This window comes from Flavobacterium sp. J49, from assembly GCF_011742145.1.
Classification (GTDB): domain Bacteria; phylum Bacteroidota; class Bacteroidia; order Flavobacteriales; family Flavobacteriaceae; genus Flavobacterium.
Window position 1 is genome coordinate 37,114 of the sequence record NZ_JAAQQU010000099.1, and the last position, 25,222, is coordinate 62,335.

Here is a 25,222-nt window from a genome sequence, read left to right on the forward strand (position 1 = left end):
GCTTGAAAACTTTTACAGACCAACTAGGAAAGACTCATTCTTTTGAAATCGTGCCAAAACGCATTGTTTCTTTGGTGCCGTCGCAAACAGAACTTCTATATGATCTGGGTTTAGAAGAAAATATAGTCGGAATTACTAAATTCTGTGTGCATCCGTTTCATTTCAAGTCTACCAAAAAGATTATCGGCGGGACTAAAAAAGTTCATTTCGAAAAAATCCGTTTACTACAGCCAGATATTATCATTGCTAATAAAGAAGAAAACACCATAGAAATTGTAGAAGAGTTATCCAAAATCTGCCCGGTTTGGGTAACCGATATCATTACTTTGGAAGACAATCTGAAAATGATAGCAGATTTCGGCACGCTTTTCAACAAAAGAACCGAAGCGCGGAAATGGATAGACAAAATCAATTTTGCACACGCTGATTTTCAACACTTCATCATAGACAAGCCCGTGAATAAAGTAGCCTATTTTATTTGGGCCAACCCTTATATGGTTGCCAGTGGTGATACTTTTATCAATGAATTATTGAAGCTAAATAAATTCGAAAATATTTATGATAATCATCCCAAGTACGAAGGAAGGTATCCTGAAGTGATTATCCAAAAAATGCGCATACAAGGCGATCCCGATTTGGTTTTGTTGTCTTCAGAGCCATTTCCGTTTACTGATGAGCATGCCTTTGAATTAGGTCGATTTACCCATCATGCGAAGACAGTTTTTGTTGATGGCGAAATGTTTTCTTGGTACGGAAGTCGCATAGTTAAAGCCTTTGGATATTTTAAAATACTTCACGAAAAAATAGCCTAAAAAAATAGCCGATGCTCTTTCGAACACCGGCAATTTTTTAACTAACCTAACCAAATAATAAAAAACCAATTTATTACGATACAAAGATAAGGCTCGTTTTTGAGTTCTTATGTTAAGGTTATGTTATTCTTATGTTATTGATTTCTAAAATTTTAATTGAGCTTCGGCTTTACTTTTTGTCTTGTTTGGCAAATACTTTTTTTAGTAAGTCGGTGCTTCTCGCATTCAGATTGGTTCTGATGTCTTTTTCCTCAACAGCGATCATTTTAAACACACCTTCTAAGGCTTTATTGGTGGTGTAATCCGTTAAGTCGGGATTGACTTTGGTAACCATTGGCAAACTGTTGTACTTTTTAATTATGCTGGCCCAAACTTTATCAGCGCCTACTTTGACAAAAGAGTTTTGAATAACCGGATTAAATTTGGCATACAGTGGACTTGTAGTTTCTGTTTGTAAATAAGAGGTTGCGGCATTTTCGCTACCCATTAGGATATTTTTGGCATCAGCAAAACTCATGTTCTTTACGGCATCCACAAAAATAGGAGTCGATTCTTTAACTGCGTCTTCAGCCGCACGATTCAGCATCAATATTCCTTTGTCTGCTAAAGAACTCATGCCCATTTTGCGCAATGTTTTATCAACTCTTTGCAATTCCTCCGGGAGTAAAATTTTGACCATTTCATTTTTGTAAAAGCCATCTACTGCGGTCAATTTGGTTACTTGCTTTTCAATACCTTTGTTTAAAGCTTCTTTTAATCCTTGCGAGATATCTAACGAACTTAGCGAACCCAATCCCGAAGAAGAACTGTTTGATGGAACTATTTTTTTAATTTCATCCAAAATTTTAATCTGTGAAAAACCTAAAGTAGGAACTAAAAGGAGTAAAGCGATTTTTGTTTTCATAGTCGTATTCTTTTGTTTTTCAAAAGTAAGCAATCTTCATGTCGAAAAAGTTAGGCTTCTGTTAATTTAATCATTCTTTCTAAAAGCGACTTTTGGTTTTATTTTTCAGATTTTAAATGGTACTTTTTTAATAATTCTGTAAATTGCACCCTCAAAACAGACACTTATTTAACAATGGTTCAAGAACAACCCTATATTCCTAAAAATAAAGTAAGAATTGTAACTGCAGCTTCTCTTTTTGACGGTCACGATGCCGCCATCAACATTATGCGTCGTATTATTCAAGCCACCGGTGTGGAAGTAATTCACCTTGGGCACGATCGCAGCGTAGAAGAAGTCGTAAATACTGCTATACAAGAAGATGCCAATGCCATTGCAATGACTTCCTACCAAGGTGGACACAACGAGTATTTCAAATACATGCACGATTTATTGAAGGAGAAAGGAGCCGGACATATCAAAATATTTGGCGGCGGCGGCGGCGTAATTCTGCCTAGTGAAATCAAAGAACTTCACGAATACGGCATTACCAGAATTTATTCTCCGGATGACGGTCGTTCTATGGGACTACAAGGCATGATTAATGATTTGGTAAAACAATCTGATTTTCCTGTTGGTGACGAATTGAACGGAGAAATCAATCATTTGGAAGAAAAAAATCCAACGGCTATTGCTAGAGTGATTTCGTCTGCTGAGAACTTTCCTGATGTGGCCAAAGAAACTTTAGAGGCCATTCATAAGAAAAATGAAACCACACATATACCTGTTCTTGGAATTACCGGAACCGGTGGCGCCGGAAAATCGTCTTTGGTAGATGAATTGGTTCGCAGGTTCTTAATCGATTTCCCGGAGAAAACAATCGGATTGATTTCGGTTGACCCATCAAAACGCAAAACCGGTGGCGCTTTATTAGGAGACAGAATTCGTATGAATGCTATCAATAATCCTAGAGTTTACATGCGTTCGTTGGCTACTCGTCAGTCAAATTTGGCTCTGTCTAAATATGTAAACGAAGCAATTCAGGTATTGAAAGCCGCAAAATATGATATCATCATTTTGGAAACTTCCGGAATTGGTCAAAGCGATACTGAAATTTTAGAACATTCAGATGTGTCGCTGTATGTAATGACGCCTGAGTTTGGTGCTGCCACGCAATTGGAGAAAATCGATATGTTGGATTTTGCTGATTTGGTAGCGATTAATAAGTTTGACAAACGCGGGGCGCTGGATGCGATTCGCGATGTGAAAAAACAATACCAACGCAACCACAATCTTTGGGATACGAATCCGGATGATATGCCCGTTATAGGTACTATTGCGTCACAGTTCAATGACCCGGGAATGAATACGCTCTACAAAAAAATCATGGATAAAATTGTGGAGAAAACCGGAGCCGATTTAAAATCGACTTTCGAAATCACCCGTGAAATGAGCGAAAAGATATTCGTCATTCCGCCACACAGAACCCGTTATTTATCGGAGATTGCCGAGAACAACCGCAAATATGATGAGACGGTTTTAACGCAAGTGGAAGTAGCTCAAAAGTTATATGGTATCTATAAAACCATTGAATCTGTTAGCAAAAAACAGGCTGAAATTGATAAGGCAGGAATTGAAGTTAATAGTTTGAATTTCAATGATGATAACAAAGACTTCCTAAACTTATTGGTTAAAGAGTTTGACCGCGTAAAAATGAACCTCGATCCATTCAACTGGGAAATTATCCTGACTTGGAATGACAAGGTCAATAAGTATAAAAATCCGGTGTACAGCTTTAAAGTGCGCGACAAGGAAATCAAGATTGAAACGCATACCGAAAGTTTGTCTCACTCTCAAATTCCAAAAGTAGCCCTGCCAAAATACAAGGCTTGGGGTGACATTTTAAAATGGAACTTACAGGAGAATGTTCCGGGAGAATTCCCTTTTGCATCAGGTTTGTATCCATTTAAAAGAGAAGGTGAAGATCCAACTCGTATGTTTGCGGGAGAAGGCGGACCGGAAAGAACCAATCGTCGTTTTCACTATGTTTCCCTTGGAATGCCTGCAAAGCGTTTGTCTACAGCATTTGACTCAGTAACTTTATACGGAAATGACCCTGATTTGCGCCCGGATATTTACGGGAAAATCGGAAATGCCGGAGTTTCTATTTGTTGTTTGGATGACGCCAAAAAATTGTATTCCGGTTTCGATTTGAGTCATCCGATGACTTCGGTTTCGATGACCATTAACGGTCCGGCACCCATGTTGTTAGGATTCTTTATGAATGCGGCTATAGACCAAAACTGTGAAAAATACATTATTGAGAACAATCTTCAAGTGGAAATTGAAGAGAAAATCAACGAAATCTACAAAGCAAAAAATGTAGCGCGTCCAAGATACAACGGCGATTTACCCAAAGGAAATAACGGCTTAGGCTTAATGCTTTTAGGCGTTACCGGAGATCAGGTTTTACCCAAAGAAGTTTATGACGAAATCAAAATCAAAACGCTTACACAAGTTCGCGGAACGGTTCAGGCGGATATTTTAAAAGAAGACCAAGCACAAAACACTTGTATTTTCTCGACTGAATTTGCGTTGCGATTGATGGGTGATGTTCAAGAATATTTCATCCAAAAGAATGTCCGCAATTTCTATTCGGTTTCGATTTCGGGTTATCACATAGCAGAAGCAGGAGCGAATCCGATTACGCAATTGGCGTTTACGTTGGCGAATGGTTTCACTTACGTGGAATACTATTTAAGCCGTGGCATGAACATAAATGATTTCGGACCGAATTTATCATTCTTTTTCTCCAACGGAATTGATCCGGAATATGCTGTAATCGGAAGAGTAGCGCGTAAAATTTGGGCGAAAGCCATGAAAAATAAATACGGCGCCAACGAAAGAGCACAGATGCTGAAATACCACATCCAAACTTCGGGACGTTCATTACACGCTCAAGAGATTGACTTCAATGATATTCGTACCACTTTACAAGCTTTGTATGCTATTTATGATAACTGTAATTCATTGCATACGAATGCGTATGACGAAGCGATTACTACGCCAACGGAAGAATCAGTACGTCGTGCGATGGCGATTCAGTTGATTATCAATAAAGAATTGGGCTTAGCCAAAAACGAAAACCCAATCCAAGGTTCATTTATTATAGAAGAACTAACCGATTTAGTAGAAGATGCTGTTTTACAAGAGTTCGACAGAATAACAGAACGTGGTGGTGTTTTAGGTGCAATGGAAACGATGTACCAAAGAAGCAAAATTCAAGAGGAATCATTGTACTACGAAACTTTGAAACATACCGGTGAGTTTCCAATTATCGGAGTAAATACTTTTTTAAGTTCGAAAGGTTCGCCAACGGTTGTGCCGATGGAAGTCATTCGTGCCACTGAAGAAGAAAAACAATTCCAAATCAAAACATTGGAAACGCTTCACCAAGCCAATACCGGTTTAGAAGAAGAGCATTTGAATATGTTGCAAGAAGCAGCCATTTCCAATAAAAACTTGTTTGAAAGATTGATGGAAGCCACTAAGTATTGTTCGTTAGGTCAAATTACTTCAGCTTTGTTTGAAGTAGGCGGACAGTATAGACGGAATATGTAAAACAAAGGCTTTTATATTTAAAAAAACTCTCAGTAATGTGGGGTTTTTATTTTTCGTCTTTGCTTTCATTAAATTTTCGAACCATTGTTTTTAACAGTTCGGCACGCGCCACTTTCTTAGCTTTTTCCTTATCTTGCGCCTTGTGAAGTTTGTCGTTGTGCGCTTTGATGTTTCTCGGATTATTTCTTCCCATTCGTCAAAAGTACAAATTTTTGTTAAAAAGAAAGTTTGGCATCAATATTGAACTGCCCAAAACATCAATCATTTAAAATTATAAACCATGAAAAAGATTACCCTTATTTTAGCTTTTATCGGGATGATAACGCTACAAAGTTGCACCGTTAACGATAATGACAGTGATGGAATTGATAACGATACCATCGGTGAGGTATTTGAATATAGCAATGTAAATTTTTTGCCAAATGACTATACTTCAGTATTGGTTTTCCCTCATTCTATTTACAATTCTGATATGGTTTTAGTCTACCGATTATCAGGAACTTTTCAAGGAGAAGATGTTTGGAAACCACTACCTGAAACTTACTTTTTTGGAGACGGTACCTTAGATTTACGCTATGATTTTGACTTTACCCGATTTGACGCACAAGTCTCTATGGAAGGCTTTGATTTAGCGGGAGTAAGTTCAAGTTTCAGATTGAATCAAGTATTTAGAGTGGTAGTAGTACCGGCTTATTTCGGAAACAAAACCAACGGAGTAAACTTAAAGGATTACAAAGCGGTATTGAAAGCCTTTAACATTGATGAGAGCAAAATAGTCAAAGTACAATAAATTTTAATAGTCTTTAAACAAAAAACCATCCTTTAAGGATGGTTTTTTAGTTATATAAAAATATCTTTTTATTAGGATACGTCAACCGTAGTAGCTTCTGCAATTTTTTTATAAGTTCCGTTAACTAATTTTTCACGGATTGCATCAAAAGCCGTAAGCGTTTCTTCGATATCGGCCAAAGTGTGTGAAGCTGTTGGAATCATTCTCAATAAGATAATCCCTTTAGGAATCACAGGATAAACCACAATGGACAAGAAAATACCGTAGTTTTCTCTTAAATCATTCACCATAACCATCGCTTCAGGAATAGAACCTTCTAAATAAACAGGAGTAACACAAGTATTGGTATCACCAATGTTAAATCCGTGGGCTTTTAATCCGTTTTGTAACGCATTTACGTTTTCCCAAAGTTTGGCTTTCAATCCCGGATTGTCTCTCAACAATTGTAATCTTTTCAAAGCCCCAACGGTTTGAATCATCGGCAACGCTTTGGCAAACATTTGCGAACGTAAATTGTATTTTAAATAATCTATAATGTCTTTATCAGCGGCCAAGAAAGCACCAATACTCGCCATTGATTTGGCAAACGTAGAGAAGTAAACATCAATTCCGTCTTGACAACCTTGCTCTTCACCGGCTCCGGCACCGGTTTTTCCTAAAGTTCCAAAACCATGAGCGTCATCGACTAACAAACGGAAATTGTATTTCTTTTTCATTTCTACAATTTCTTTCAACTTTCCTTGTTGCCCACGCATTCCGAAAACACCTTCGGTAATGAAAAGAATTCCGCCGCCGGTTTCAGTCGCCATTTTGGTCGCACGTTGAAGATTTTTCTCCATGCTTTCCAAATCGTTGTGTTTGTAAGTGAAACGTTTACCCATGTGCAAACGCACACCGTCAATGATACAAGCATGAGCATCAACGTCGTAAACAATAATATCGTTTTTGGTTACCAAAGCGTCAATACATGACATGATTCCTTGGTAGCCAAAGTTTAATAAGTAAGCTGCTTCTTTTTGTACAAAAGCGGCCAATTCTTTTTCTAATTGTTCGTGTGCATCGGTATGGCCACTCATCATACGAGCCCCCATTGGGTAAGCTGCACCGTATTGTGCTGCAGCATCAGCATCAGCCTGGCGTACTTCCGGGTGATTGGCTAAGCCTAAATAGTCATTCAAACTCCAGTTCAAAATATCTTTTCCGTGAAATTTCATTCTTGGGCCCAATTCGCCTTCCAATTTTGGAAATACATAATAGCCTTCCGCCTGAGAAGCCCATTTTCCTAATGGACCTTTATTGTTTTGTATTCTTTCGAATAAATCTTTTACCATTGTAAAGTGTATTTAAAAACGAGGCAAAAATAGTAATTATATTGTTGAAATTAAAGATTATGAAAATATGTTTTAAGACTTTCTCATCTATTATATTTGTGAACTTAATATTCAAATTTATGCATCTCGTTTTCGCCTCTAACAACCAAAACAAAATCAAGGAAATACAACTTTTACTTCCTGGATACATTCAAATATTGAGTTTGGAAGAAATAGGTTGTTTTGAAGAAATTCCTGAAACTGCTGCCACCATCGAAGGCAATGCCATACTTAAAGCCAATTATGTCACTGAAAAATACGGATACAATTGCTTTGCCGATGATACCGGTTTGGAAGTGGAAGTTTTACACGGTGACCCCGGCGTTTATTCTGCCCGTTATGCAGGCGAACAAAGAGATGCGAATGACAATATGGACAAATTATTGGATAATCTTAAAGATAAAACCAATAGAAAAGCCAATTTCAAAACCGTCATTTGCCTGAAGATAAATGGGCAACAACATCTTTTTACCGGAATTATCAACGGCCAAATCATCGAAGAAAAAATAGGTACGAATGGTTTTGGTTACGACCCGATTTTTGTAGCTGATGGTCATACTAAAACCTTTGCAGAGTTGACTATAGAAGAGAAATCAACTATAAGTCATCGCGGTTTGGCAGTAAAGCAATTGGTTGCGTTTTTGAGTCGCTGAGTGGCTGAATAAAAATTAACGTTCTAATTAGCCCCGATAGGAGCTAGCTACCCTGCCTGCTGGCAGGCATGCGTGTAGCGCGGATAGCGGGAACATAAGCGAGAGTAAGATAAAATTACTGCTCCTAATTACACTATAAACTTGCATAAAAAATGTCTGATATTCAGCTACTCAGCCACTCAGCTACAGAGTTGCTTTGTTGTGTAAAAGTTAACTTTCTGATTATCAAATCAAAACAAATTAGCGTATATGGTTTTTAAAACTTACCTTTGCACCAAATTTTAAAACTTTATATGAATAAATTTGAACAATTAGGTCTGAATGAATCGTTACTGCTGGCGATCAAAGATCTAGGATTTGAGAATCCGTCAGAAGTACAAGAAAAAGCGATTCCAGTACTATTGGAACAAAACACAGACTTGGTTGCCTTAGCGCAAACAGGAACAGGGAAAACGGCCGCTTTTGGTTTTCCGCTTATTCAAAAAATTGATGCCGAAAACAGAAATACACAGGCGTTAATTTTATCACCAACGCGTGAGCTATGCTTACAAATCACCAACGAGATTAAACAATACTCAAAATATGTAAGAGGTTTACATACAGTGGCAGTTTATGGTGGTGCAAGCATTACGGAACAAGCCAGAGATGTAAAACGTGGAGCACAAATTATTGTGGCAACTCCGGGAAGAATGCAAGACATGATTAATCGTGGGCTTGTTAACATTAAGAACATTAACTTCTGTATTCTTGACGAAGCGGATGAGATGTTAAACATGGGATTTTATGAGGATATCGTTTCGATATTGTCTGATACTCCCGATGAAAAAAATACGTGGTTGTTTTCAGCTACTATGCCTGCAGAGGTTGCCAGAATTGCTAAAAAATTCATGCACGAACCGGCAGAAGTAACCGTTGGAACTAAAAATTCAGGATCTGCTACAGTATCACACGAATTTTATTGCGTGAATGCTCGTGACCGTTACGAAGCTTTGAAAAGATTGGCCGATGCTAATCCGGACATCTTCTCGGTAGTTTTTTGTAGAACCAAAAGAGACACCCAAGCCGTGGCTGAAAAGCTAATTGAAGACGGATATAACGCCGCAGCTTTGCACGGAGATTTATCTCAGGCGCAACGTGATGGTGTTATGAAATCTTTCCGTGGTCGTCAAATTCAAATGCTTGTTGCGACAGACGTTGCGGCTCGTGGAATTGACGTTGATAACATTACGCACGTAGTAAACTATCAATTACCGGACGAAATTGAAACGTACAATCACCGTTCAGGCCGTACCGGTCGTGCCGGTAAATTGGGAACTTCAATCGTAATCATCACCAAAAGTGAGTTGCGTAAAATTTCGTCTATCGAAAGAATCATCCAACAAAAATTTGTGGAGAAAACCATTCCTAGCGGAATCGAAATCTGCGAAATTCAATTATTACACTTAGCCAATAAAATCAAAGATACCGAGGTAGACCACGAGATAGACAACTATCTTCCGGCGATTAACGAAGTACTTGATGGTTTGTCTAAAGAAGAATTGATCAAGAAAATGGTTTCGGTTGAATTCAATCGTTTTATCAATTACTACAAAAAGAAACGCGATTTATCCGGTGAAAAAGGAGAAAGAAGCGAAAGAAGTTCAGAGCCAAGAGAAATCAGAGCCGGAGATCCTGTTCGTTATTTCGTCAACATTGGTTCAAGAGACGATTTTGATTGGATGCAATTGAAAGATTTCTTAAAAGAAACACTAGACTTAGGTCGTGATGACGTATTCAAAGTAGATGTAAAAGAAGGATTCTCTTTCTTTAATACTGATGGAGAACATACTGATAAAGTGATGTCTATCCTTAATGGATTTGACCTAAACGGAAGAAGAATCAATGTTGAGATTTCTAAAAACGATGGTGGAAGCCGCGAAAGACGTGACCATAACGGAAGAAGTGGTGGAGGAGAAAGAAGAAGCTCAGGCGGATTCGGCGGTAGAAGTGGTGGCGGAAGTTTTGGCCCAAGAAAAGAAGGTGGTTTCAGAAGTGAAAGAAGTTCGGCTCCGAGAGAAGGCGGTTTCAGAAGTGACAGAAATGCAGCTCCAAGAAGAGAACCGGGTTCTTTTCAAAGAGAAGAAAGAGCGCCAAGACGTTCTGCTGAAAGCAATTCAGACAGACCGGCAGGACGCTCGTTTGAAGCGGCTAAAAACAGAAGACCGAGAAAAAGCTAATAACTTTTAAATTACGAATTACAAATTAGTAATCACGTTAAATATTATCAAACTCCGTTTTACTTAGGTAGGAACGGAGTTTTTTTTATTTAAACTCTGATTCGTAATTGGAGCTTTTGTTAATTTTGTTCTAATTCTCTAAACAAACTGCAAAATATCTTAAAAGAGTTTCATACTTTTAAACCATCAAAATCAGCTATGAGATATTTTACCCTTTTATTTCTGTTTCTATTTTCACTAAGTGCCTTTGCCCAAGACAATCCTACCGGTCAAAAGGTTAGTGGTACCATTGTAAATGACAATTCTTTATTGCCAATTCCCAATGCCAATATAATCAACATCAACAAAGTAAAAGGTGTAGTGACCAATGCCAGCGGTTATTTTGAAATGGAAGTCAGTGTAAGTGACACTTTGCACATTTCCATATTGGGGTATCAATCTTTGAGGATTAGAGTAACCAATGACTGGTTGAAAAATGGTACGGCCAAAATTTTAATGACCGAGAAAGCCATTGCTTTGGAAGAAGTAATCGTTAAAAAATATGATTTGACCGGTTATTTGGAAGTCGATTCTAAATTGATTCCCGAAAAAGAAAATTACCGTTACAGCATTTCCGGTTTGCCTACCGCTTATGAAGCCGGCGAAAGTTCTCCAAATGCTTTTACCCGAGTGTTGGGCTCTATTTTCAATCCTGCAGACATGCTGTATAATTTCTTTGGCAACAAACCCAAAGAGCTTAAGAAGCTGAAACAAATGAAGAAAGACGATACGGTTCGCAATCTTTTAGAGTCTAAATTCGACCGAGAAATGATTTCGGTACTGTTAGGCGTAGATAAAAAAGAAATTGCCGAAATCCTGCAACGTTGTAATTATTCAGAATCGTTCATTCAAACGGCTAATGATTTACAAATTATGGATGCCATCAGCGAATGTTATGAACAATACAAAGTGCTGACCAAAAAGCACGAAAAGTATGTTAAAGAGTAATTACTGCTCAGCATAATACCGCTCCTCAATCCGCTTAATATCCTTAATAGAGTTTTTGGCCCAAGCCAAACGCTTTTCTAAAATTTCTTCCGCAGTCAATTTCCAATCGACTTCTGATTGGCGTAGGCGAGTAGTGATGTCCTGAATGATAATCGCTGCCGAAACCGAGATGTTTAAACTTTCAGTAAATCCAACCATGGGGATTTTTAAATATCCATCAGCTTGTTCCATCACTTCTTGAGACAATCCCTCTTTTTCGGTACCAAAGAACAAGGCACTTTTTTGGGTCACATCAAACTCATGCAACAAACAAGAATCATTATGCGGAGTCGTGGCAATAATTTGATAACCTTTATTTTTCAAGGTTTGTATACAATTGGAAATGTTGTCAAACTTATTGATATCAACCCATTTTTGCGCACCCATTGCAATTTCTTTGTCGATATTTTTGCCAAATCGTTGTTCAACGATATTGATTTCCTGTATCCCAAAAACCTCGCAACTGCGCATCACTGCACTCGTATTGTGGAATTGGTAAACATCTTCAACCGCAATAGTAAAATGATTGGTACGGTTTTCCAAAACCTTTAGAAAGCGCTCTTTTCGGCTGTCGGTTAAAAAATCTTCGAGATAGTTTAGGTAATCGAGGTCAATCATAAAATTCGTTTTGTCAAAAATAACAAAAATGTGTAGCTTTAAATCCAAATTACAACAATGAAGAAAAAATTAGTCGTTTTAACCGGCGCCGGAATCTCTGCAGAAAGCGGCATCAAAACTTTCCGAGATGCCGATGGTTTGTGGGAAGGTCATGATGTAATGGAAGTGGCTTCCTATGACGGTTGGCTCAGAAACAAAGCCTTGGTTTTAGATTTTTACAATCAAAGAAGAAGGCAATTACACGAGGTTAAGCCGAATTTAGGACATATTGCTTTAGCCGAAATGGAGAATGATTTCGAGCTGCATATTGTTACTCAAAATGTTGACAATCTTCACGAACAAGCCGGAAGTACAAAGGTTTTGCATCTGCATGGCGAATTGTTAAAAGTACGAAGCGATCATCATCGGTTTGAGGTTTTAAATTGGACTTCCGATTTAAATATAGGCGATGTTGATACTGCCGGAAATCAGTTGCGGCCTCATATTGTCTGGTTTGGGGAAGCGGTTCCTGCGTTAGAAGAAGCAATAGAAATTGTGGAAACCGCCGATTATTTGGCAGTCGTTGGTACTTCGCTTCAAGTGTATCCTGCCGCAGGTTTGATGCATTACGCCAACCCAAATGTTCCGGTGTTTTATATTGATCCCAAACCGGCTACAATATATGATTTGAAAAATCCGTTAGAAGTGATTCCAAAGAATGCCACAGAAGGGGTTCCGTTATTAAGACAAAAATTACTCCATTTTCGATAAAAAATTGAACACTAAAGACTGAACACTGAACACTATTCCTTATTTTTGCACCTCCAAACAACAACACACAACACATGTCACTAACTACTTTAAATGCCATTTCACCGATTGACGGAAGATACAGAAAAGCAACCAAACCTTTAGCGGCTTTTTTTTCCGAAGAAGCTTTGATTAAATATAGAGTTTTGGTTGAAATTGAATATTTTATTTCATTATGTGAAAGCAATTTACCTCAGCTAAAAGGAGTTGATAAAAGTAGCTTTGAAGCGCTTAGAAATATCTATAGAAAGTTCACAACCGAAGATGCATTAGTCATAAAAGAAACCGAGAAAACAACCAATCACGATGTGAAAGCCGTTGAGTATTTTATCAAAGACAAATTCGAAACTTTAGGATTGAGTGATTACAAAGAGTTCATCCATTTTGGGTTGACTTCACAAGATATCAATAATACGGCGATTCCGCTTTCGACGAAAGAAGCTTTTGAAAAAGTGTATATGCCAAGTTTGATTGCTTTGATTGCTAAGTTGAAAGAGTTAAGCATGGAGTGGAAGGATATTCCGATGTTGGCCAGAACACACGGGCAACCGGCTTCACCAACCCGCTTGGGGAAAGAAATTTTGGTATTCGTAGAACGTTTGGAAGAACAAATGCGTTTGTTGTTCAATATTCCGTTTGCGGCCAAATTTGGTGGCGCTACCGGAAATTACAACGCGCATCATGTGGCTTATCCGAATGTAGATTGGAAACAATTCGGAACCACTTTCGTAGAAGAAACTTTGGGATTGCAGCATTCTTTTCCAACAACTCAAATTGAACATTACGACCATTTTGCAGCGTTTTTTGATGCATTGAAAAGAATCAATACGATTATAATCGATTTAGACCGGGATATTTGGACGTATGTTTCGATGGATTATTTCAAACAAAAAATAAAAGCAGGCGAAATTGGTTCTTCGGCTATGCCACATAAAGTCAATCCAATCGATTTTGAAAACTCTGAAGGGAACTTAGGTATTGCCAATGCGGTATTCGAACATTTGTCTGCCAAATTACCAATTTCAAGATTGCAACGCGATTTGACGGACAGTACGGTTTTGAGAAATGTTGGCGTTCCATTCGGACATACAATCATTGCTTTTGAAGCGACACTGAAAGGATTAAACAAATTGTTGTTAAACGAATCAAAGTTTGCAGAAGATTTAGAGAAAAACTGGGCTGTAGTAGCCGAAGCCATTCAAACCATTTTGCGTCGTGAAGGTTATCCTAATCCATACGAAGCTTTAAAAGGTTTGACCAGAACGAATGAAGTAATGAACAAAGAATCAATTCACGCTTTCATTGGAACATTAAATGTTTCGGATGATATTAAAGCGGAATTGTTGGCGATTTCACCAAGCAATTATTTAGGCATATAATTCCCTAAATGCATATAAAACAAAAGGCATAAGAAATTTACTTATGCCTTTTTACTTTTGCCTAATGGCTTAATTATCTCGAATAATTCGGCGCTTCTTTAGTAATCGTCACATTGTGTGGATGACTTTCACCAATACCACTGGTGGTGATGCGAACAAAACGTCCGGTTTCTTGTAAGGTTGGAATATCTTTGGCACCACAATATCCCATTCCGGCTCTGAGTCCGCCAATGAATTGTTGCATACTTTCGTTTAACTCACCTTTGTAAGGTACGCGACCTACAATGCCTTCCGGAACTAATTTTTTGATATCGTCTTCCACATCTTGGAAATAACGGTCTTTCGAACCTTCTTGCATGGCTTCAACTGAGCCCATGCCGCGATATGATTTGAATTTTCTGCCTTCAAATATGATGGTTTCTCCCGGAGATTCTTTGGTTCCGGCTAATAATGAACCCAGCATTACACTATCAGCACCGGCAGCAATCGCTTTCGGAATATCACCTGTGTAACGAATTCCACCATCGGCAATAACAGGAACTCCTGTGCCTCTTAAAGCGGCGGCAACTTCTAACACAGCAGAAAATTGCGGAAATCCAACGCCGGCCACCACTCGGGTTGTACAAATTGAACCCGGTCCAATTCCCACTTTAACCGCATCGGCACCATTTTCAACTAAGTATAGGGCGGCTTCGGGTGTAGCAATGTTTCCCACTACGACATCTAGATTGGGAAACTTTGATTTTACTTCTTTTAAAACACTTACCACACCTTTGGTATGTCCGTGAGCCGTATCGATAATCACAGCATCTACACCGGCATTTACCAATGCAGTTGCTCTTTCCAAGGCATCCGCTGTAACGCCCAATGCAGCGGCTACTCTTAAACGGCCAAACTTGTCTTTATTCGCAATAGGTTTTTGGGTAAGTTTGGTGATATCTCTAAAGGTGATCAATCCAACCAATTTATAATTAGTATCCACCACCGGTAGTTTTTCAATTTTGTTTTGTTGCAAAATGCCTTCAGCTTCTTGTAATGTTGTACCTACCGCTGCCGTGACTAAATTTTTAGAAGTCATTACTTCAGTTATAGGACGGGAATTTATTTTTTCAAAACGCAAATCTCTGTTGGTGGCTATTCCTTTCAAGATACCGTTTTCGTCCACTACAGGAATTCCGCCTATGCCAAACTCTTTCATGGCCATTTTAGCATCACCAACAGTAGCTGTTAAAGGCAAAGTTACCGGATCGAGAATCATTCCGGCTTCGGCACGTTTTACTTTTCTAACTTTAGCGGCTTGTTGCTCAATAGTCATATTCTTGTGTAATACGCCAATGCCGCCTTCTTGAGCCATAGCAATAGCCATAGCGCTCTCGGTTACAGTGTCCATCGCTGCAGACACTATAGGAACATTCAAAGTGATGTTTTTTGAAAACTTCGATTGTATACTGACTTCGCGCGGTAAAACTTCAGAATAATTAGGGATTAGCAGTACATCGTCGTAGGTAAGTCCTTCACCAACGATTTTAGTGGCGTGTGCTTTCATGTTGCAATTTGTAGTTGTAGTTAAATTGCGAGCAAATATACGTTAAAAGTTAGAAGTACGAAGAACGAATTACGAAGTTTTTAACTTTTTTAATGATAAGCATTAAAAATCTTAGAGGCTTCATTATAAGCACTTTCAAAACTCATCGGACTCGTACCGGTATTTTCTCTTTGAGTGGTGAAGTAGGAGAGCAGTTTTTCCGTTGGCATATTCCCGGTCAAATCGTCTTTGGCCATCGGGCATCCGCCAAAACCTTGAATCGCTCCGTCAAATCGACGACAACCGGCTTTGTAGGCCGCATCTACTTTCTCGTGCCATTTATCGGGAGTGGTATGTAAGTGGGCGCCAAATTCTATATCAGGGTATTTCGGAATCAAATTCGAAAATAAATAATCAATCACATCAGGAGTAGAACTCCCGATAGTATCCGAAAGCGATAAAATTTTTACGCCCATATTGGCCAATCGTTCCGTCCATTCGCCTACAATTTCCACATTCCATGGATCGCCGTAAGGATTGCCGAATCCCATTGACAAATATGCCACGACTTCTTTATTTGATGCGTTGGCAATGTCTAGAATCTCTTGTAAGGTGACTAAACTTTCAGCAATAGTCTTGTGCGTATTACGCATTTGAAAGTTTTCCGAAATCGAAAAAGGAAAACCTAAATATTGAATTTCCTTGTGAACAGACGCCAATTGTGCGCCTTGGGTATTGGCAATGATGGCCAAAAGTTTGCTTTGAGTTTGGGATAAATCCAATTGTGCTAAGACTTCCGCGGTGTCTTGCATTTGCGGAATGGCTTTAGGCGAAACAAAACTTCCAAAATCAAGCGTATCAAAACCAACGCGAAGCAAGGATTGAATATAATCTACTTTCTTCTCGGTTGGAATAAAGGTTTTAATGCCTTGCATGGCATCGCGCGGACATTCTATAATTTTGATAGGCTTCATAATCGATTTCAAAGATACTAAAACTCGCCATTTTTTAAAATTTATATTTTGACCAAGCATTACCTTTTTGAGTAATAAAATTAAATATTACACATTTTGGTAATAATTTAATTTATTACACATTTTGGTAATAAAATTTGGTTTATAAAATTTATTGCCTATATTTGAGTTATGATAAGCATTATAACCGGCGATATTGTCAATTCCAGAAAGCTGTCTTCCAACGTTTGGATAGACGGCTTAAAGACTCTATTGAACTCGTTTGGAAGGAGTCCGAATGATTGGGAAATCTATCGTGGTGATGAATTTCAATTAGAGATAAAAAATCCGGAAGAAGCATTTTTTGCGGCTTTACAAATCAAAGCTTATTTCAAAACTTTGAAATTAGATGCCCGAATGAGCATCGGGATTGGAGACAAAACATATAGCGCCCAGAAAATATCCGAAAGCAACGGGTCTGCCTTTTTGCGGTCGGGAGAAGTTTTTCAAACATTAAAAAAACAAAAAGTGAATTTAGCGGTAAATACGGGAAACGCGGAGTTAGATTTTGATTTGAACTTAAAACTGCGTTTGGCCTCAACGTTCATGGACAGCTGGTTGCCGCAATCGGCAGAATTGGTTCAGGTTGCCATGCAAAACCCAACGTTGTCACAGGAAGGAATCGGGCAGAAGTTGGGCATCAATCAAGCCGCTGTCAGCCGAAGAAGAAAACGTGCGCAATATGACTTGCTCTTGGAAACCGATCATTATTTCCGTCAAAAAATTAGAAATCTAAGCGTATGATTATTTTTGTAAAGCTTCTTTTGGTGCATTTGTTGGGCGATTTCTTGTTCCAACCGACTTCTTGGGTTTTGGACAAAGAAAGGAAAGTTCACCGTAGTCTTTACCTGTACTTGCATACTTTATTACACGGCGTTATGGCTTTTATAGTCGTTGGAAAAGCAAATTTTATAGGCTATGCTGTTGCTTTGGCTTTGTCACATGGCTTTATTGATTTTATCAAGTTGCGTTTTCAGAAAGAAACCACTAAGCGAAATTGGTTTATTGTTGACCAATTATTGCATTTGGGGATTTTGGTTTTAATCGCCTTTTGGTATGGTAATATCAGTCTCGATTTTACTTTAATTGGGGAACAAGTTTGGGTTTTAGCAACTGCTTTGATATTGCTAAGCAAACCGACATCTATACTTATTAAAAATATCATTTCGATTTGGACGCCGGAAAGTAAAACTGAAAAACCCGACACTTCTTTACAGAATGCCGGGAATTATATTGGTATCTTGGAACGACTATTTGTGTTTTATTTTGTGATTACAGGACACTTGGAAGCCATAGGATTTCTGTTGGCCGCCAAATCTATCTTCAGGTTCGGAGATTTAAAAGAAGCCAAAGACCGAAAGCTGACCGAATATGTTCTCATCGGAACCTTGTTGAGTTTTGGGATTGCTTTCGTTGTGGGATTGCTTTACAATTATGCTTTGTATTTTCTCAAAATGGCCTGATTGATATCCTTAATCAAATTCGGGCCTTCATAAATAAATCCGGTGTATAATTGCACCAAACTCGCTCCGGCTTCCAGCTTTTCAATCGCATCTTGAGCCGAATGGATACCGCCAACCCCAATAATAGGAAAGGCTTTGTTGCTTTTTTCCGAAAGAAAACGAATGACTTCTGTGGAACGTTCGGTTAACGGTTTACCTGATAGGCCACCGGTTTCGACTTTATTTCCAGATTGCAAACCTTCTCGAGAAATTGTAGTGTTGGTTGCAATAACACCAGCGATTTTAGAATCATTTACAATATCAATAATATCCAATAGTTGCTCGTTGGTCAAATCGGGCGCAATTTTTAATAGAATTGGCTTCGGTTTTTTGTGCAACAAATTGTGCGATTGTAGAGTGTTTAATAACTCTGTTAAAGGTTTTTTCTCCTGAAGTTCTCTTAAGTTAGGCGTATTCGGAGAACTCACATTCACTACAAAATAATCCACATAATTGAACAAGGCATCAAAACAAATCAAGTAATCGGAAGTTGCATTTTCATTTGGAGTAACTTTGTTTTTGCCAATATTGCCGCCAATTAAAACGCCTTTGTTTTCTTTTAATCGCAAAACAGCCGCTTCAACACCGCCATTGTTAAATCCCATTCGGTTAATGATTGCGCTGTCTTCTTTTAAACGGAACAAACGTTTTTTAGGATTTCCGTCTTGAGGTTTTGGTGTCAAAGTGCCGATTTCGATAAAGCCGAAACCAAAATGTGATAATTCATTATACAACTTGGCGTCTTTGTCAAAACCTGCCGCTAAACCGACCGGATTTTTGAATTTTAAGCCAAAAACTTCGCGTTCCAGGTGTTTGTCTTCGACTTCATAAATCGATTTTAAAAGGTTGGGAACAAAAGGAATTTTGGAGATGAATTTAACCAAAGAGAAAGTGAAATAATGCACTTCTTCCGGATCAAACCAAAAAAGAATTGGGCGAAGGAGTAGTTTGTACATGTGTTGTGTTGTTGTACTGCAAAAATAGAAATTCAAATTCAATTTTCATTTTTAAATCACTAAATTTAATACTACTTTAGCCAAACAATACTTGTCTAATGATTTCAGAGAAACAGTTTCAAACAGAACTTGATATAATTATTCAAAATGGCATTCGTGAAGATATTGGTCCGGGCGATTACAGTTCGCTGGCTTGTATTCCCGATGATGCCAAAGGAAAAGCCAAACTTTTAGTTAAAGACACCGGAATTATTGCCGGAGTAGCATTTGCTCAAATGGTTTTTGAGAATGTTGACCCAACTTTGCAAGTCGAAGTTTTTATTGAAGACGGAATGCCCGTAAAACATGGTGATGTTGTTTTTCACGTTTCGGGTAGTTCACAATCTATTTTGAAAGCGGAACGTTTGGTACTGAATTCGATGCAAAGAATGTCTGCGATTGCAACAAAGACTAATAAATACGTCCAACTTTTAGAAGGCACCAAAACCAAAATCTTAGATACTCGAAAAACGACTCCCGGTTTTAGAGCTTGTGAAAAATGGGCCGTTAAAATCGGCGGCGGTGAAAACCATCGTTTTGCGTTGTATGACATGATCATGTTGAAAGACAATCACAATGATTTTGCCGGTGGAATTACCCAAGCCATTACCAAAACGAAAGCTTTTTTAAAACATCATAATTTAGATTTAAAGATTGTAGTCGAGGCCAGAAGCTTAGCCGAAATTGAAGAAATCCTTCAAAACGATGGTGTTTATCGCATACTGATTGACAACTTTAATTTTGAAGATACCGAAAAAGCTGTAGTGCTAATTGGCGATAAATGTTTGACGGAATCATCAGGAAACATCAATGAAACCACTATTCGACAATATGCAGAATGCGGCGTGGATTACATTTCTTCCGGCGCTTTGACCCATTCGGTTTACAATATGGATTTAAGTCTAAAAGCCTTTTAAAATGAGTGTCGAAATCGAAGCCAGGTTAAAAAAAATTCCGGTAGTCAGACAATTGGTTTTGTTGTTGCAAAAAATCCAATTGCCTTGGTTGCACGGTCTGTCACTATATGATTTAATCGAAATTTATTTTATCGGAATTTTCGAAGGTGCTATTTCTTACCGTTCCGGAGCCATTGCTTTTAGTTTCTTTATGGCCTTGTTTCCGTTTGCGCTTTTTATTCTGAATCTGATTCCGTACATTCCAATAGAAGGTTTTCAAGACGATTTTTTAGGGTTTGTGAGACAAAGCGTTCCACCCACGACCTATGATGCAATTTTTAAAATCATCAATGATATTTTGCACAACAGTAATTCCGGATTAATTTCAACGGGATTTTTTATGGCCATTTTATTGATGACCAATGGTGTTAATGCTATTTTAGGCGGATTTGAGAGTTCTCACCATATGAATATCATGCTGAAAAGAAAGTTTTTCAGGCAATATTTTGTGTCTTTAGGACTTTCAATTTTATTGTCCTTGCTTCTGATAATAACCGTTGCAGCTATAGTGGTGTTTGAAGTTTTGATTCAAAAAACCAAAATTCAAGATGTCTTGTCAGACAATATTCCCTTGATAGAAATGGGACGTTATGCTTTCGTGATTCTAATGATTTTAACCGCGACTTCTTTGTTGTTCAAGTTTGGAATCAAGCGAGAAGCCAACCGTTCCTTTATTTCGATTGGTTCTGTTTTTACGACAATTTTGATTATTATTTCATCCTATTTCTTCGGGATTTGGGTCGTGAAATTTTCCAAATACAATGAGCTTTACGGTTCTATCGGAACTTTACTCGTGGTGATGTTTTACATTTGGATCAACTGTATGGTATTGCTCTTAGGTTTCGATTTAAACGCTTCTATCAATCATATCAAACGTGAAAAACGAAAAGAATTAGAAGCGCAAGAAACCCAACAGTAGGCTTTTTTTAAATGTAATTCCTGCTCTTCGCTCTATCTCGTCCAAAAAGACGAGATGCCGCTGCGATCAGGGTTAAAACTCAAACTGTCCGCCTTTTTTAAATTAGTTGCCATGTCTTTTTTTATTGAAGTTATCATTCCGCTTTCTCTCCCTAAAACCTTTACTTACAAGGTTTCGGATGCTGAATATAATTTTATTAAAAAAGGAATGCGGATTGCAGTGCCTTTTGGTAAAAATAAAATCTATACTGCCATCGCAATCGATTTGCATCAAAATGCACCCACATTATACGAAGCCAAAGAAATCCACCAAATCTTGGATGAAAAACCCATCGTAAACGAATTTCAAATCAATCTTTGGTTTTGGATTGCATCTTACTATATGTGCAATATTGGCGATGTGTATCGCGGTGCTTTGCCGTCAGCCTTGTTGCTGGAAAGCGAAACGATTATTTCCCAACGCAAAGAAACGATTGTAACCGAAGCCGAATTGTCAGACGATGAGTTCCTGATTTATGAAGCCTTGCAACATCAGAGTTCGTTGAAAGTTCAGAATATTATTGATATCCTAAACAAGAAAACGGTCTTGCCGGTTATTCAAAAGTTAATCCACAAAAATATCATTTCGCTTGAAGAGGAAATTCAGGAAGCATACAAACCCAAACTTATCCGTTATATTCGTTTACACCAAGATTATTCGGCTGAAGAAAACTTAATTGCTCTTTTGGACAGTTTAAAATCGGAAAAAAGAAAAAATGTAGTACTTCAATATTTCCAATTGCATGCCCAAGAAAAGAAGCCCATTTCAGTAAAGCAATTGACCGAAATGGCTCAAACTTCCTCCGCTATCGTAAAAGCTTTGGTGGAAAAAGGTGTTTTTGAAGAATACTATATTCAGGAAGACAGAGTCAATTTTGATAAAAACAAAACAGAAAACAAATTGTCTTTGAGTGAAGCGCAACAAAATGCGTTTGATGAAATCGAGAAATCATTTGAAGAAAAAGACGTTTGTTTATTGCACGGCGTAACTTCCAGCGGAAAAACAGAAATCTATACCAAACTCATAGAAAATTATATAGCCGACGGAAAGCAAGTGCTGTATTTGTTGCCTGAAATTGCTTTAACCACACAATTAGTAGGGCGTTTGACGCAGCATTTTGGCAATAAAGTCGCCGTTTTCCATTCAAAGTACAGTAATAATGAAAGGGTAGAAGTTTGGAGCCAAGTTTTAAATCGTTCCGAAAAAGCGCAAGTCGTCATTGGAGCAAGGTCGGCGTTGTTTTTGCCATTCTCCAATTTGGGATTAATTATCGTGGATGAAGAACACGAACCAACTTTTAAACAGCAAGATCCGGCGCCAAGATATCATGCGCGAGATTCGGCTATAGTCTTGGCAAATGCCCATCAATCTAAGGTTCTGTTAGGTTCGGCTACGCCAAGTATTGAAACCTATTATAATGCAACTTCGGGGAAATTTGGTTTGGTGATGTTAAAAGAGCGTTTCGGCAAAGTGCCAATGCCCGAAATTGAATTGGTTGATTTAAAAGACAGTTACTTCCGTAAAAAGATGAAAGGTCATTTCAGTTTGACACTCATCGAGCAAATTACCGAAGCATTTGCTAATAACGAACAGGTTATTTTATTTCAAAACCGTCGTGGTTTTTCTCCGGTTTTAGAATGTATTACTTGTGGTCATGTACCGCAATGTCCGCAATGTGATGTGAGTTTGACGTATCATAAATACAAAAACCAATTGCGTTGTCATTACTGCGGTTACAATATGGCCAAACCTTCTAATTGTCATGTTTGTTCGAGTGTAGACTTGGAAACCAAAGGATTCGGCACCGAACAAATCGAATTGGAATTGGCCGAATTATTTCCGAATAAGAACATCAAACGCATGGACCAAGACACGACTCGTGGGAAATACAGTTTTGAAAAAATCATTGACGGATTTAAAAATCGTGAAATTGATGTTTTAGTCGGAACGCAAATGCTCGCGAAAGGATTAGACTTCGACAATGTATCTTTGGTGGGTATCATGAACGCCGACAATATGTTGTATCATCCCGATTTTCGTGCGTTTGAAAGAAGTTACCAAATGATGACACAGGTTTCCGGGCGATCGGGAAGAAGTGAAAAAAGAGGAAAAGTAATTATCCAAACCTACAACCCGTTGCACAATGTGATTCAGCAAGTCACCAACAACGATTATGAAGGCATGTATAAGGAACAATTGTACGAACGGAAGATTTATCACTATCCGCCATTTTATCGTTTGATAAAGTTAACGTTGAAGCATCGAGATTTTGACAAATTGAAAGAAGGTTCGATGTGGTTGTATCAAGTTTTAAAACAAAACCTATCCATTCCTGTTCTTGGTCCGGAAGAACCGGCTATTAGCCGAATTCGCAATGAATACATTCGTACCATTATGGTCAAAATTCCTGCTGACGCGTCATTACAAAGCACAAAAAAAACTATCCAGAAAGTCCTGAATAGTTTTGAGGTGGTATCGCAATACAGAACCATTAAAGTTACTGTAAATGTCGATTTTTATTGAGTAAATTTAAGCAATAGCTAAAGCTTTAATTAAATCTTCTTTTTTGTTACGGCTCAAAGGAATCTTGGTAACTCCGATTTCGGCAAACTTACTGTTGAAACGTTCCACTTTATCAATATTAATAATGTAAGACTTGTGAACTCTGATGAACTTGTCTTTTGACAAATCCTGTTCGAACGATTTCATAGTAGAAAGTACCAGATTACTGTCTTCTTCCGTTACTACTTTTACATAATCTCCATAAGCTTCAATCCACTTAATTTTATTGGTATAAACTTTAAGTTTTTTCAAGTTACTCTTAATAAAGATGTGTTCTCCTTCTTCTTCTTGATTTTCTTTCTTAAGCATATGGAAATCCATCGCTCTTCGAACAGAAGCATTGAAACGATCTAAAGCTATTGGTTTTTGTAGGTAATCCGTAGCATCATAATCGAACGCTTTCATAGCGTATTCTGCTTTTGACGTGATAAAAATAATTTGGGGTTTTACTTTTAAGCCGTCTAAGAAATCAAAACCACTGATAACCGGCATCTCAATATCGAGGAATATTAGGTCAACAGTATGAACCGACATGCAATTTTTTGCTTCAATTGCATTAGAAAAATCACCTACTAAATGTAGATTCGGGTGATTATTTACTAACTTTGCAATGATCATCCTTTGGATCGAACTATCATCAACAACAACACAATTTAGTTTCATAATATTATTTATTATAGATTTGGTGATGTAAAAGTATATAGTTTTTTTGGAACCACCAAGCATTTTATCGATTTTTTTTGCTTTTAAACGATATTTTTTACTTTTAGACGATTTCGGGGCTGTTGTGATTGTATTTCGAAAAAGATTTTATATCTTCGCGCCCAATTTAAAATTTAACAAAATTTATTATGAATCATTACGAAACTGTTTTCATCTTAAATCCCGTTTTATCTGAAGTTCAGGTAAAGGAAACAGTAAGCAAATTTGAAGATTTTCTTACGTCAAAAGGAGCAAAGATGGTATCCAAAGAGGATTGGGGCTTAAAAAAATTAGCTTACGAAATCCAAAACAAGAAAAGTGGTTTTTACCATTTATTCGAATTCCAAGTATCAGGAGAAGCCTTGATTGCTTTTGAAACTGAGTTCAGACGTGACGAAAGAGTGATGCGTTTCTTGACTGTAAGTTTAGACAAACACGCTATCTCTTGGGCGGAAAGAAGAAGAGCTAAATTAAAAGAAACCTCTAAAGCTTAATCATTATGGCAAATTTGCAACAATCAGCTTCAGGAAAAAAAGACGGAGATATCAGATATTTAACGCCTTTGAACATCGAAACTAACAAAACTAAAAAGTATTGTCGTTTCAAAAAATCAGGAATCAAATATGTAGACTACAAAGATCCTGACTTCTTATTGAAATTCGTAAACGAGCAAGGTAAAATTTTACCAAGACGTTTAACAGGAACTTCATTAAAATACCAAAGAAAAGTGTCAGTAGCTGTTAAAAGAGCTCGTCACTTAGCTTTAATGCCATACGTGGCCGATTTATTAAAATAATAATTAAACAATAGTTGTTGGTTTTCGTAACAGAAACCTAACTTCTCTAATAAAGG

General features: G+C 37.9%; 23 protein-coding genes. 15 read left to right on the plus strand and 8 right to left on the minus strand.

Annotation, left to right across the window (positions count from 1 at the left end; genetic code table 11):
* Positions 1-2 precede the first annotated feature (2 nt).
* A complete protein-coding gene (locus tag HA632_RS04400; protein WP_176305998.1) occupies positions 3-812 on the plus strand; it encodes an ABC transporter substrate-binding protein in 810 nt (269 codons plus the stop codon).
* A 169-nt stretch (positions 813-981) separates the two neighbouring features.
* Here the strand turns inward: HA632_RS04400 and HA632_RS04405 are convergent, their stop codons facing one another.
* On the minus strand, positions 982-1,716 hold the full coding sequence (locus HA632_RS04405; protein WP_176305999.1) for a DUF4197 domain-containing protein: 735 nt from the start codon (positions 1,714-1,716) through the stop codon (positions 982-984).
* Positions 1,717-1,890: 174 nt separating this feature from the next.
* Here HA632_RS04405 and HA632_RS04410 point away from each other — a divergent pair, with 174 nt between their 5' ends.
* On the plus strand, positions 1,891-5,316 hold the full coding sequence (locus HA632_RS04410) for a methylmalonyl-CoA mutase family protein (RefSeq protein WP_176306000.1): 3,426 nt from the start codon (positions 1,891-1,893) through the stop codon (positions 5,314-5,316).
* Between the two features lie 46 nt (positions 5,317-5,362).
* On the opposite strand, the gene HA632_RS04415 is transcribed toward HA632_RS04410, so the two are convergent.
* Entirely contained in the window at positions 5,363-5,509 is a 147-nt protein-coding gene (locus tag HA632_RS04415) for a hypothetical protein (protein WP_176306001.1), read from the minus strand.
* A gap of 87 nt (positions 5,510-5,596) precedes the next feature.
* Between HA632_RS04415 and HA632_RS04420 the strand changes: the two genes are divergently transcribed.
* Positions 5,597-6,106: a hypothetical protein gene (locus HA632_RS04420; protein WP_176306002.1), complete on the plus strand. Its 510-nt coding sequence runs from the start codon at positions 5,597-5,599 to the stop codon at positions 6,104-6,106.
* A gap of 71 nt (positions 6,107-6,177) precedes the next feature.
* On the opposite strand, the gene HA632_RS04425 is transcribed toward HA632_RS04420, so the two are convergent.
* On the minus strand, positions 6,178-7,437 hold the full coding sequence (locus HA632_RS04425; RefSeq protein WP_176306003.1) for a pyridoxal phosphate-dependent aminotransferase family protein: 1,260 nt from the start codon (positions 7,435-7,437) through the stop codon (positions 6,178-6,180).
* A 119-nt stretch (positions 7,438-7,556) separates the two neighbouring features.
* Here HA632_RS04425 and HA632_RS04430 point away from each other — a divergent pair, with 119 nt between their 5' ends.
* The 3 genes from HA632_RS04430 to HA632_RS04440 all read left to right on the plus strand — a co-directional run bounded on the left by HA632_RS04430 (position 7,557) and on the right by HA632_RS04440 (position 11,332).
* Positions 7,557-8,129, plus strand: a complete 573-nt coding sequence (locus HA632_RS04430) for a non-canonical purine NTP diphosphatase (protein WP_176306004.1) — start codon at positions 7,557-7,559, stop codon at positions 8,127-8,129.
* A 293-nt stretch (positions 8,130-8,422) separates the two neighbouring features.
* Positions 8,423-10,345, plus strand: coding sequence for a DEAD/DEAH box helicase (locus HA632_RS04435; RefSeq protein ID WP_176306005.1), 1,923 nt, complete (start codon positions 8,423-8,425; stop codon positions 10,343-10,345).
* Between the two features lie 198 nt (positions 10,346-10,543).
* The gene (locus HA632_RS04440) at positions 10,544-11,332 is read left to right on the plus strand and encodes a carboxypeptidase-like regulatory domain-containing protein (RefSeq protein ID WP_176306006.1); all 789 of its coding nucleotides are present in this window, start codon (positions 10,544-10,546) and stop codon (positions 11,330-11,332) included.
* Here HA632_RS04440 and HA632_RS04445 read toward each other — a convergent pair whose 3' ends face one another.
* A complete protein-coding gene (locus HA632_RS04445) occupies positions 11,333-11,989 on the minus strand; it encodes an RNA methyltransferase (protein WP_176306007.1) in 657 nt (218 codons plus the stop codon).
* Between the two features lie 57 nt (positions 11,990-12,046).
* Here HA632_RS04445 and HA632_RS04450 point away from each other — a divergent pair, with 57 nt between their 5' ends.
* Together HA632_RS04450 and purB are read left to right on the plus strand one after the other, a co-directional pair.
* A complete protein-coding gene (locus tag HA632_RS04450; protein ID WP_176306008.1) occupies positions 12,047-12,739 on the plus strand; it encodes an NAD-dependent deacylase in 693 nt (230 codons plus the stop codon).
* 74 nt (positions 12,740-12,813) lie between these two features.
* Positions 12,814-14,157: an adenylosuccinate lyase gene (gene purB, locus HA632_RS04455; RefSeq protein ID WP_176306009.1), complete on the plus strand. Its 1,344-nt coding sequence runs from the start codon at positions 12,814-12,816 to the stop codon at positions 14,155-14,157.
* Positions 14,158-14,230: 73 nt separating this feature from the next.
* Here the strand turns inward: purB and guaB are convergent, their stop codons facing one another.
* Together guaB and HA632_RS04465 are read right to left on the minus strand one after the other, a co-directional pair.
* Positions 14,231-15,703, minus strand: a complete 1,473-nt coding sequence (guaB, locus tag HA632_RS04460) for an IMP dehydrogenase (RefSeq protein ID WP_176306010.1) — start codon at positions 15,701-15,703, stop codon at positions 14,231-14,233.
* An 89-nt stretch (positions 15,704-15,792) separates the two neighbouring features.
* The gene (locus HA632_RS04465; RefSeq protein ID WP_176306011.1) at positions 15,793-16,656 is read right to left on the minus strand and encodes a hydroxymethylglutaryl-CoA lyase; all 864 of its coding nucleotides are present in this window, start codon (positions 16,654-16,656) and stop codon (positions 15,793-15,795) included.
* Between the two features lie 171 nt (positions 16,657-16,827).
* Between HA632_RS04465 and HA632_RS04470 the strand changes: the two genes are divergently transcribed.
* The gene (locus HA632_RS04470) at positions 16,828-17,439 is read left to right on the plus strand and encodes a SatD family protein (protein WP_176306012.1); all 612 of its coding nucleotides are present in this window, start codon (positions 16,828-16,830) and stop codon (positions 17,437-17,439) included.
* Complete coding sequence (locus tag HA632_RS04475) at positions 17,436-18,158, plus strand: DUF3307 domain-containing protein (protein WP_176306013.1); 723 nt, start codon at positions 17,436-17,438, stop codon at positions 18,156-18,158. Before HA632_RS04470 ends, HA632_RS04475 begins: the two co-directional genes overlap by 4 nt.
* Here the strand turns inward: HA632_RS04475 and HA632_RS04480 are convergent.
* Complete coding sequence (locus HA632_RS04480; RefSeq protein WP_176306014.1) at positions 18,128-19,153, minus strand: quinone-dependent dihydroorotate dehydrogenase; 1,026 nt, start codon at positions 19,151-19,153, stop codon at positions 18,128-18,130. The genes HA632_RS04475 and HA632_RS04480 overlap by 31 nt on opposite strands.
* A 98-nt stretch (positions 19,154-19,251) precedes the next feature.
* On the opposite strand from HA632_RS04480, the gene nadC reads away from it, so the two are divergent.
* The 3 genes from nadC to priA all read left to right on the plus strand — a co-directional run bounded on the left by nadC (position 19,252) and on the right by priA (position 23,629).
* Positions 19,252-20,109: a carboxylating nicotinate-nucleotide diphosphorylase gene (nadC, locus tag HA632_RS04485; protein ID WP_176306015.1), complete on the plus strand. Its 858-nt coding sequence runs from the start codon at positions 19,252-19,254 to the stop codon at positions 20,107-20,109.
* 1 nt (position 20,110) lies between these two features.
* Positions 20,111-21,067, plus strand: a complete 957-nt coding sequence (locus tag HA632_RS04490) for a YihY/virulence factor BrkB family protein (protein ID WP_176306016.1) — start codon at positions 20,111-20,113, stop codon at positions 21,065-21,067.
* 111 nt (positions 21,068-21,178) lie between these two features.
* Positions 21,179-23,629 (plus strand): primosomal protein N', encoded by a 2,451-nt coding sequence (gene priA, locus HA632_RS04495; protein WP_176306017.1) that lies wholly within the window; start codon positions 21,179-21,181, stop codon positions 23,627-23,629.
* Positions 23,630-23,635: 6 nt separating this feature from the next.
* Here the strand turns inward: priA and HA632_RS04500 are convergent, their stop codons facing one another.
* Positions 23,636-24,331, minus strand: a complete 696-nt coding sequence (locus tag HA632_RS04500; RefSeq protein ID WP_176306018.1) for a LytTR family DNA-binding domain-containing protein — start codon at positions 24,329-24,331, stop codon at positions 23,636-23,638.
* A 188-nt stretch (positions 24,332-24,519) separates the two neighbouring features.
* On the opposite strand from HA632_RS04500, the gene rpsF reads away from it, so the two are divergent.
* Positions 24,520-24,864 (plus strand): 30S ribosomal protein S6, encoded by a 345-nt coding sequence (gene rpsF, locus HA632_RS04505; RefSeq protein ID WP_176306019.1) that lies wholly within the window; start codon positions 24,520-24,522, stop codon positions 24,862-24,864.
* Between the two features lie 5 nt (positions 24,865-24,869).
* Complete coding sequence (gene rpsR, locus HA632_RS04510; protein ID WP_131476582.1) at positions 24,870-25,166, plus strand: 30S ribosomal protein S18; 297 nt, start codon at positions 24,870-24,872, stop codon at positions 25,164-25,166.
* The last annotated feature ends 56 nt before the right edge of the window (positions 25,167-25,222 follow it).

What these genes read in the sequence shown, in the direction of transcription:
- HA632_RS04445 (WP_176306007.1), bottom strand. Translation starts at nt 11,989, where the DNA reads ATGATTGACCTCGATTACCTAAACTATCTCGAAGATTTTTTAACCGAC.
- HA632_RS04435 (WP_176306005.1), top strand. Translation starts at nt 8,423, where the DNA reads ATGAATAAATTTGAACAATTAGGTCTGAATGAATCGTTACTGCTGGCG.
- HA632_RS04405 (WP_176305999.1), bottom strand. Translation starts at nt 1,716, where the DNA reads ATGAAAACAAAAATCGCTTTACTCCTTTTAGTTCCTACTTTAGGTTTT.
- rpsR (WP_131476582.1), top strand. Translation starts at nt 24,870, where the DNA reads ATGGCAAATTTGCAACAATCAGCTTCAGGAAAAAAAGACGGAGATATC.
- priA (WP_176306017.1), top strand. Translation starts at nt 21,179, where the DNA reads ATGTCTTTTTTTATTGAAGTTATCATTCCGCTTTCTCTCCCTAAAACC.
- HA632_RS04410 (WP_176306000.1), top strand. Translation starts at nt 1,891, where the DNA reads ATGGTTCAAGAACAACCCTATATTCCTAAAAATAAAGTAAGAATTGTA.
- HA632_RS04500 (WP_176306018.1), bottom strand. Translation starts at nt 24,331, where the DNA reads ATGAAACTAAATTGTGTTGTTGTTGATGATAGTTCGATCCAAAGGATG.
- guaB (WP_176306010.1), bottom strand. Translation starts at nt 15,703, where the DNA reads ATGAAAGCACACGCCACTAAAATCGTTGGTGAAGGACTTACCTACGAC.
- rpsF (WP_176306019.1), top strand. Translation starts at nt 24,520, where the DNA reads ATGAATCATTACGAAACTGTTTTCATCTTAAATCCCGTTTTATCTGAA.
- HA632_RS04425 (WP_176306003.1), bottom strand. Translation starts at nt 7,437, where the DNA reads ATGGTAAAAGATTTATTCGAAAGAATACAAAACAATAAAGGTCCATTA.
- HA632_RS04480 (WP_176306014.1), bottom strand. Translation starts at nt 19,153, where the DNA reads ATGTACAAACTACTCCTTCGCCCAATTCTTTTTTGGTTTGATCCGGAA.
- nadC (WP_176306015.1), top strand. Translation starts at nt 19,252, where the DNA reads ATGATTTCAGAGAAACAGTTTCAAACAGAACTTGATATAATTATTCAA.
- HA632_RS04430 (WP_176306004.1), top strand. Translation starts at nt 7,557, where the DNA reads ATGCATCTCGTTTTCGCCTCTAACAACCAAAACAAAATCAAGGAAATA.
- HA632_RS04465 (WP_176306011.1), bottom strand. Translation starts at nt 16,656, where the DNA reads ATGAAGCCTATCAAAATTATAGAATGTCCGCGCGATGCCATGCAAGGC.
- HA632_RS04490 (WP_176306016.1), top strand. Translation starts at nt 20,111, where the DNA reads ATGAGTGTCGAAATCGAAGCCAGGTTAAAAAAAATTCCGGTAGTCAGA.
- HA632_RS04440 (WP_176306006.1), top strand. Translation starts at nt 10,544, where the DNA reads ATGAGATATTTTACCCTTTTATTTCTGTTTCTATTTTCACTAAGTGCC.
- HA632_RS04475 (WP_176306013.1), top strand. Translation starts at nt 17,436, where the DNA reads ATGATTATTTTTGTAAAGCTTCTTTTGGTGCATTTGTTGGGCGATTTC.
- HA632_RS04415 (WP_176306001.1), bottom strand. Translation starts at nt 5,509, where the DNA reads ATGGGAAGAAATAATCCGAGAAACATCAAAGCGCACAACGACAAACTT.
- HA632_RS04420 (WP_176306002.1), top strand. Translation starts at nt 5,597, where the DNA reads ATGAAAAAGATTACCCTTATTTTAGCTTTTATCGGGATGATAACGCTA.
- HA632_RS04470 (WP_176306012.1), top strand. Translation starts at nt 16,828, where the DNA reads ATGATAAGCATTATAACCGGCGATATTGTCAATTCCAGAAAGCTGTCT.
- purB (WP_176306009.1), top strand. Translation starts at nt 12,814, where the DNA reads ATGTCACTAACTACTTTAAATGCCATTTCACCGATTGACGGAAGATAC.
- HA632_RS04450 (WP_176306008.1), top strand. Translation starts at nt 12,047, where the DNA reads ATGAAGAAAAAATTAGTCGTTTTAACCGGCGCCGGAATCTCTGCAGAA.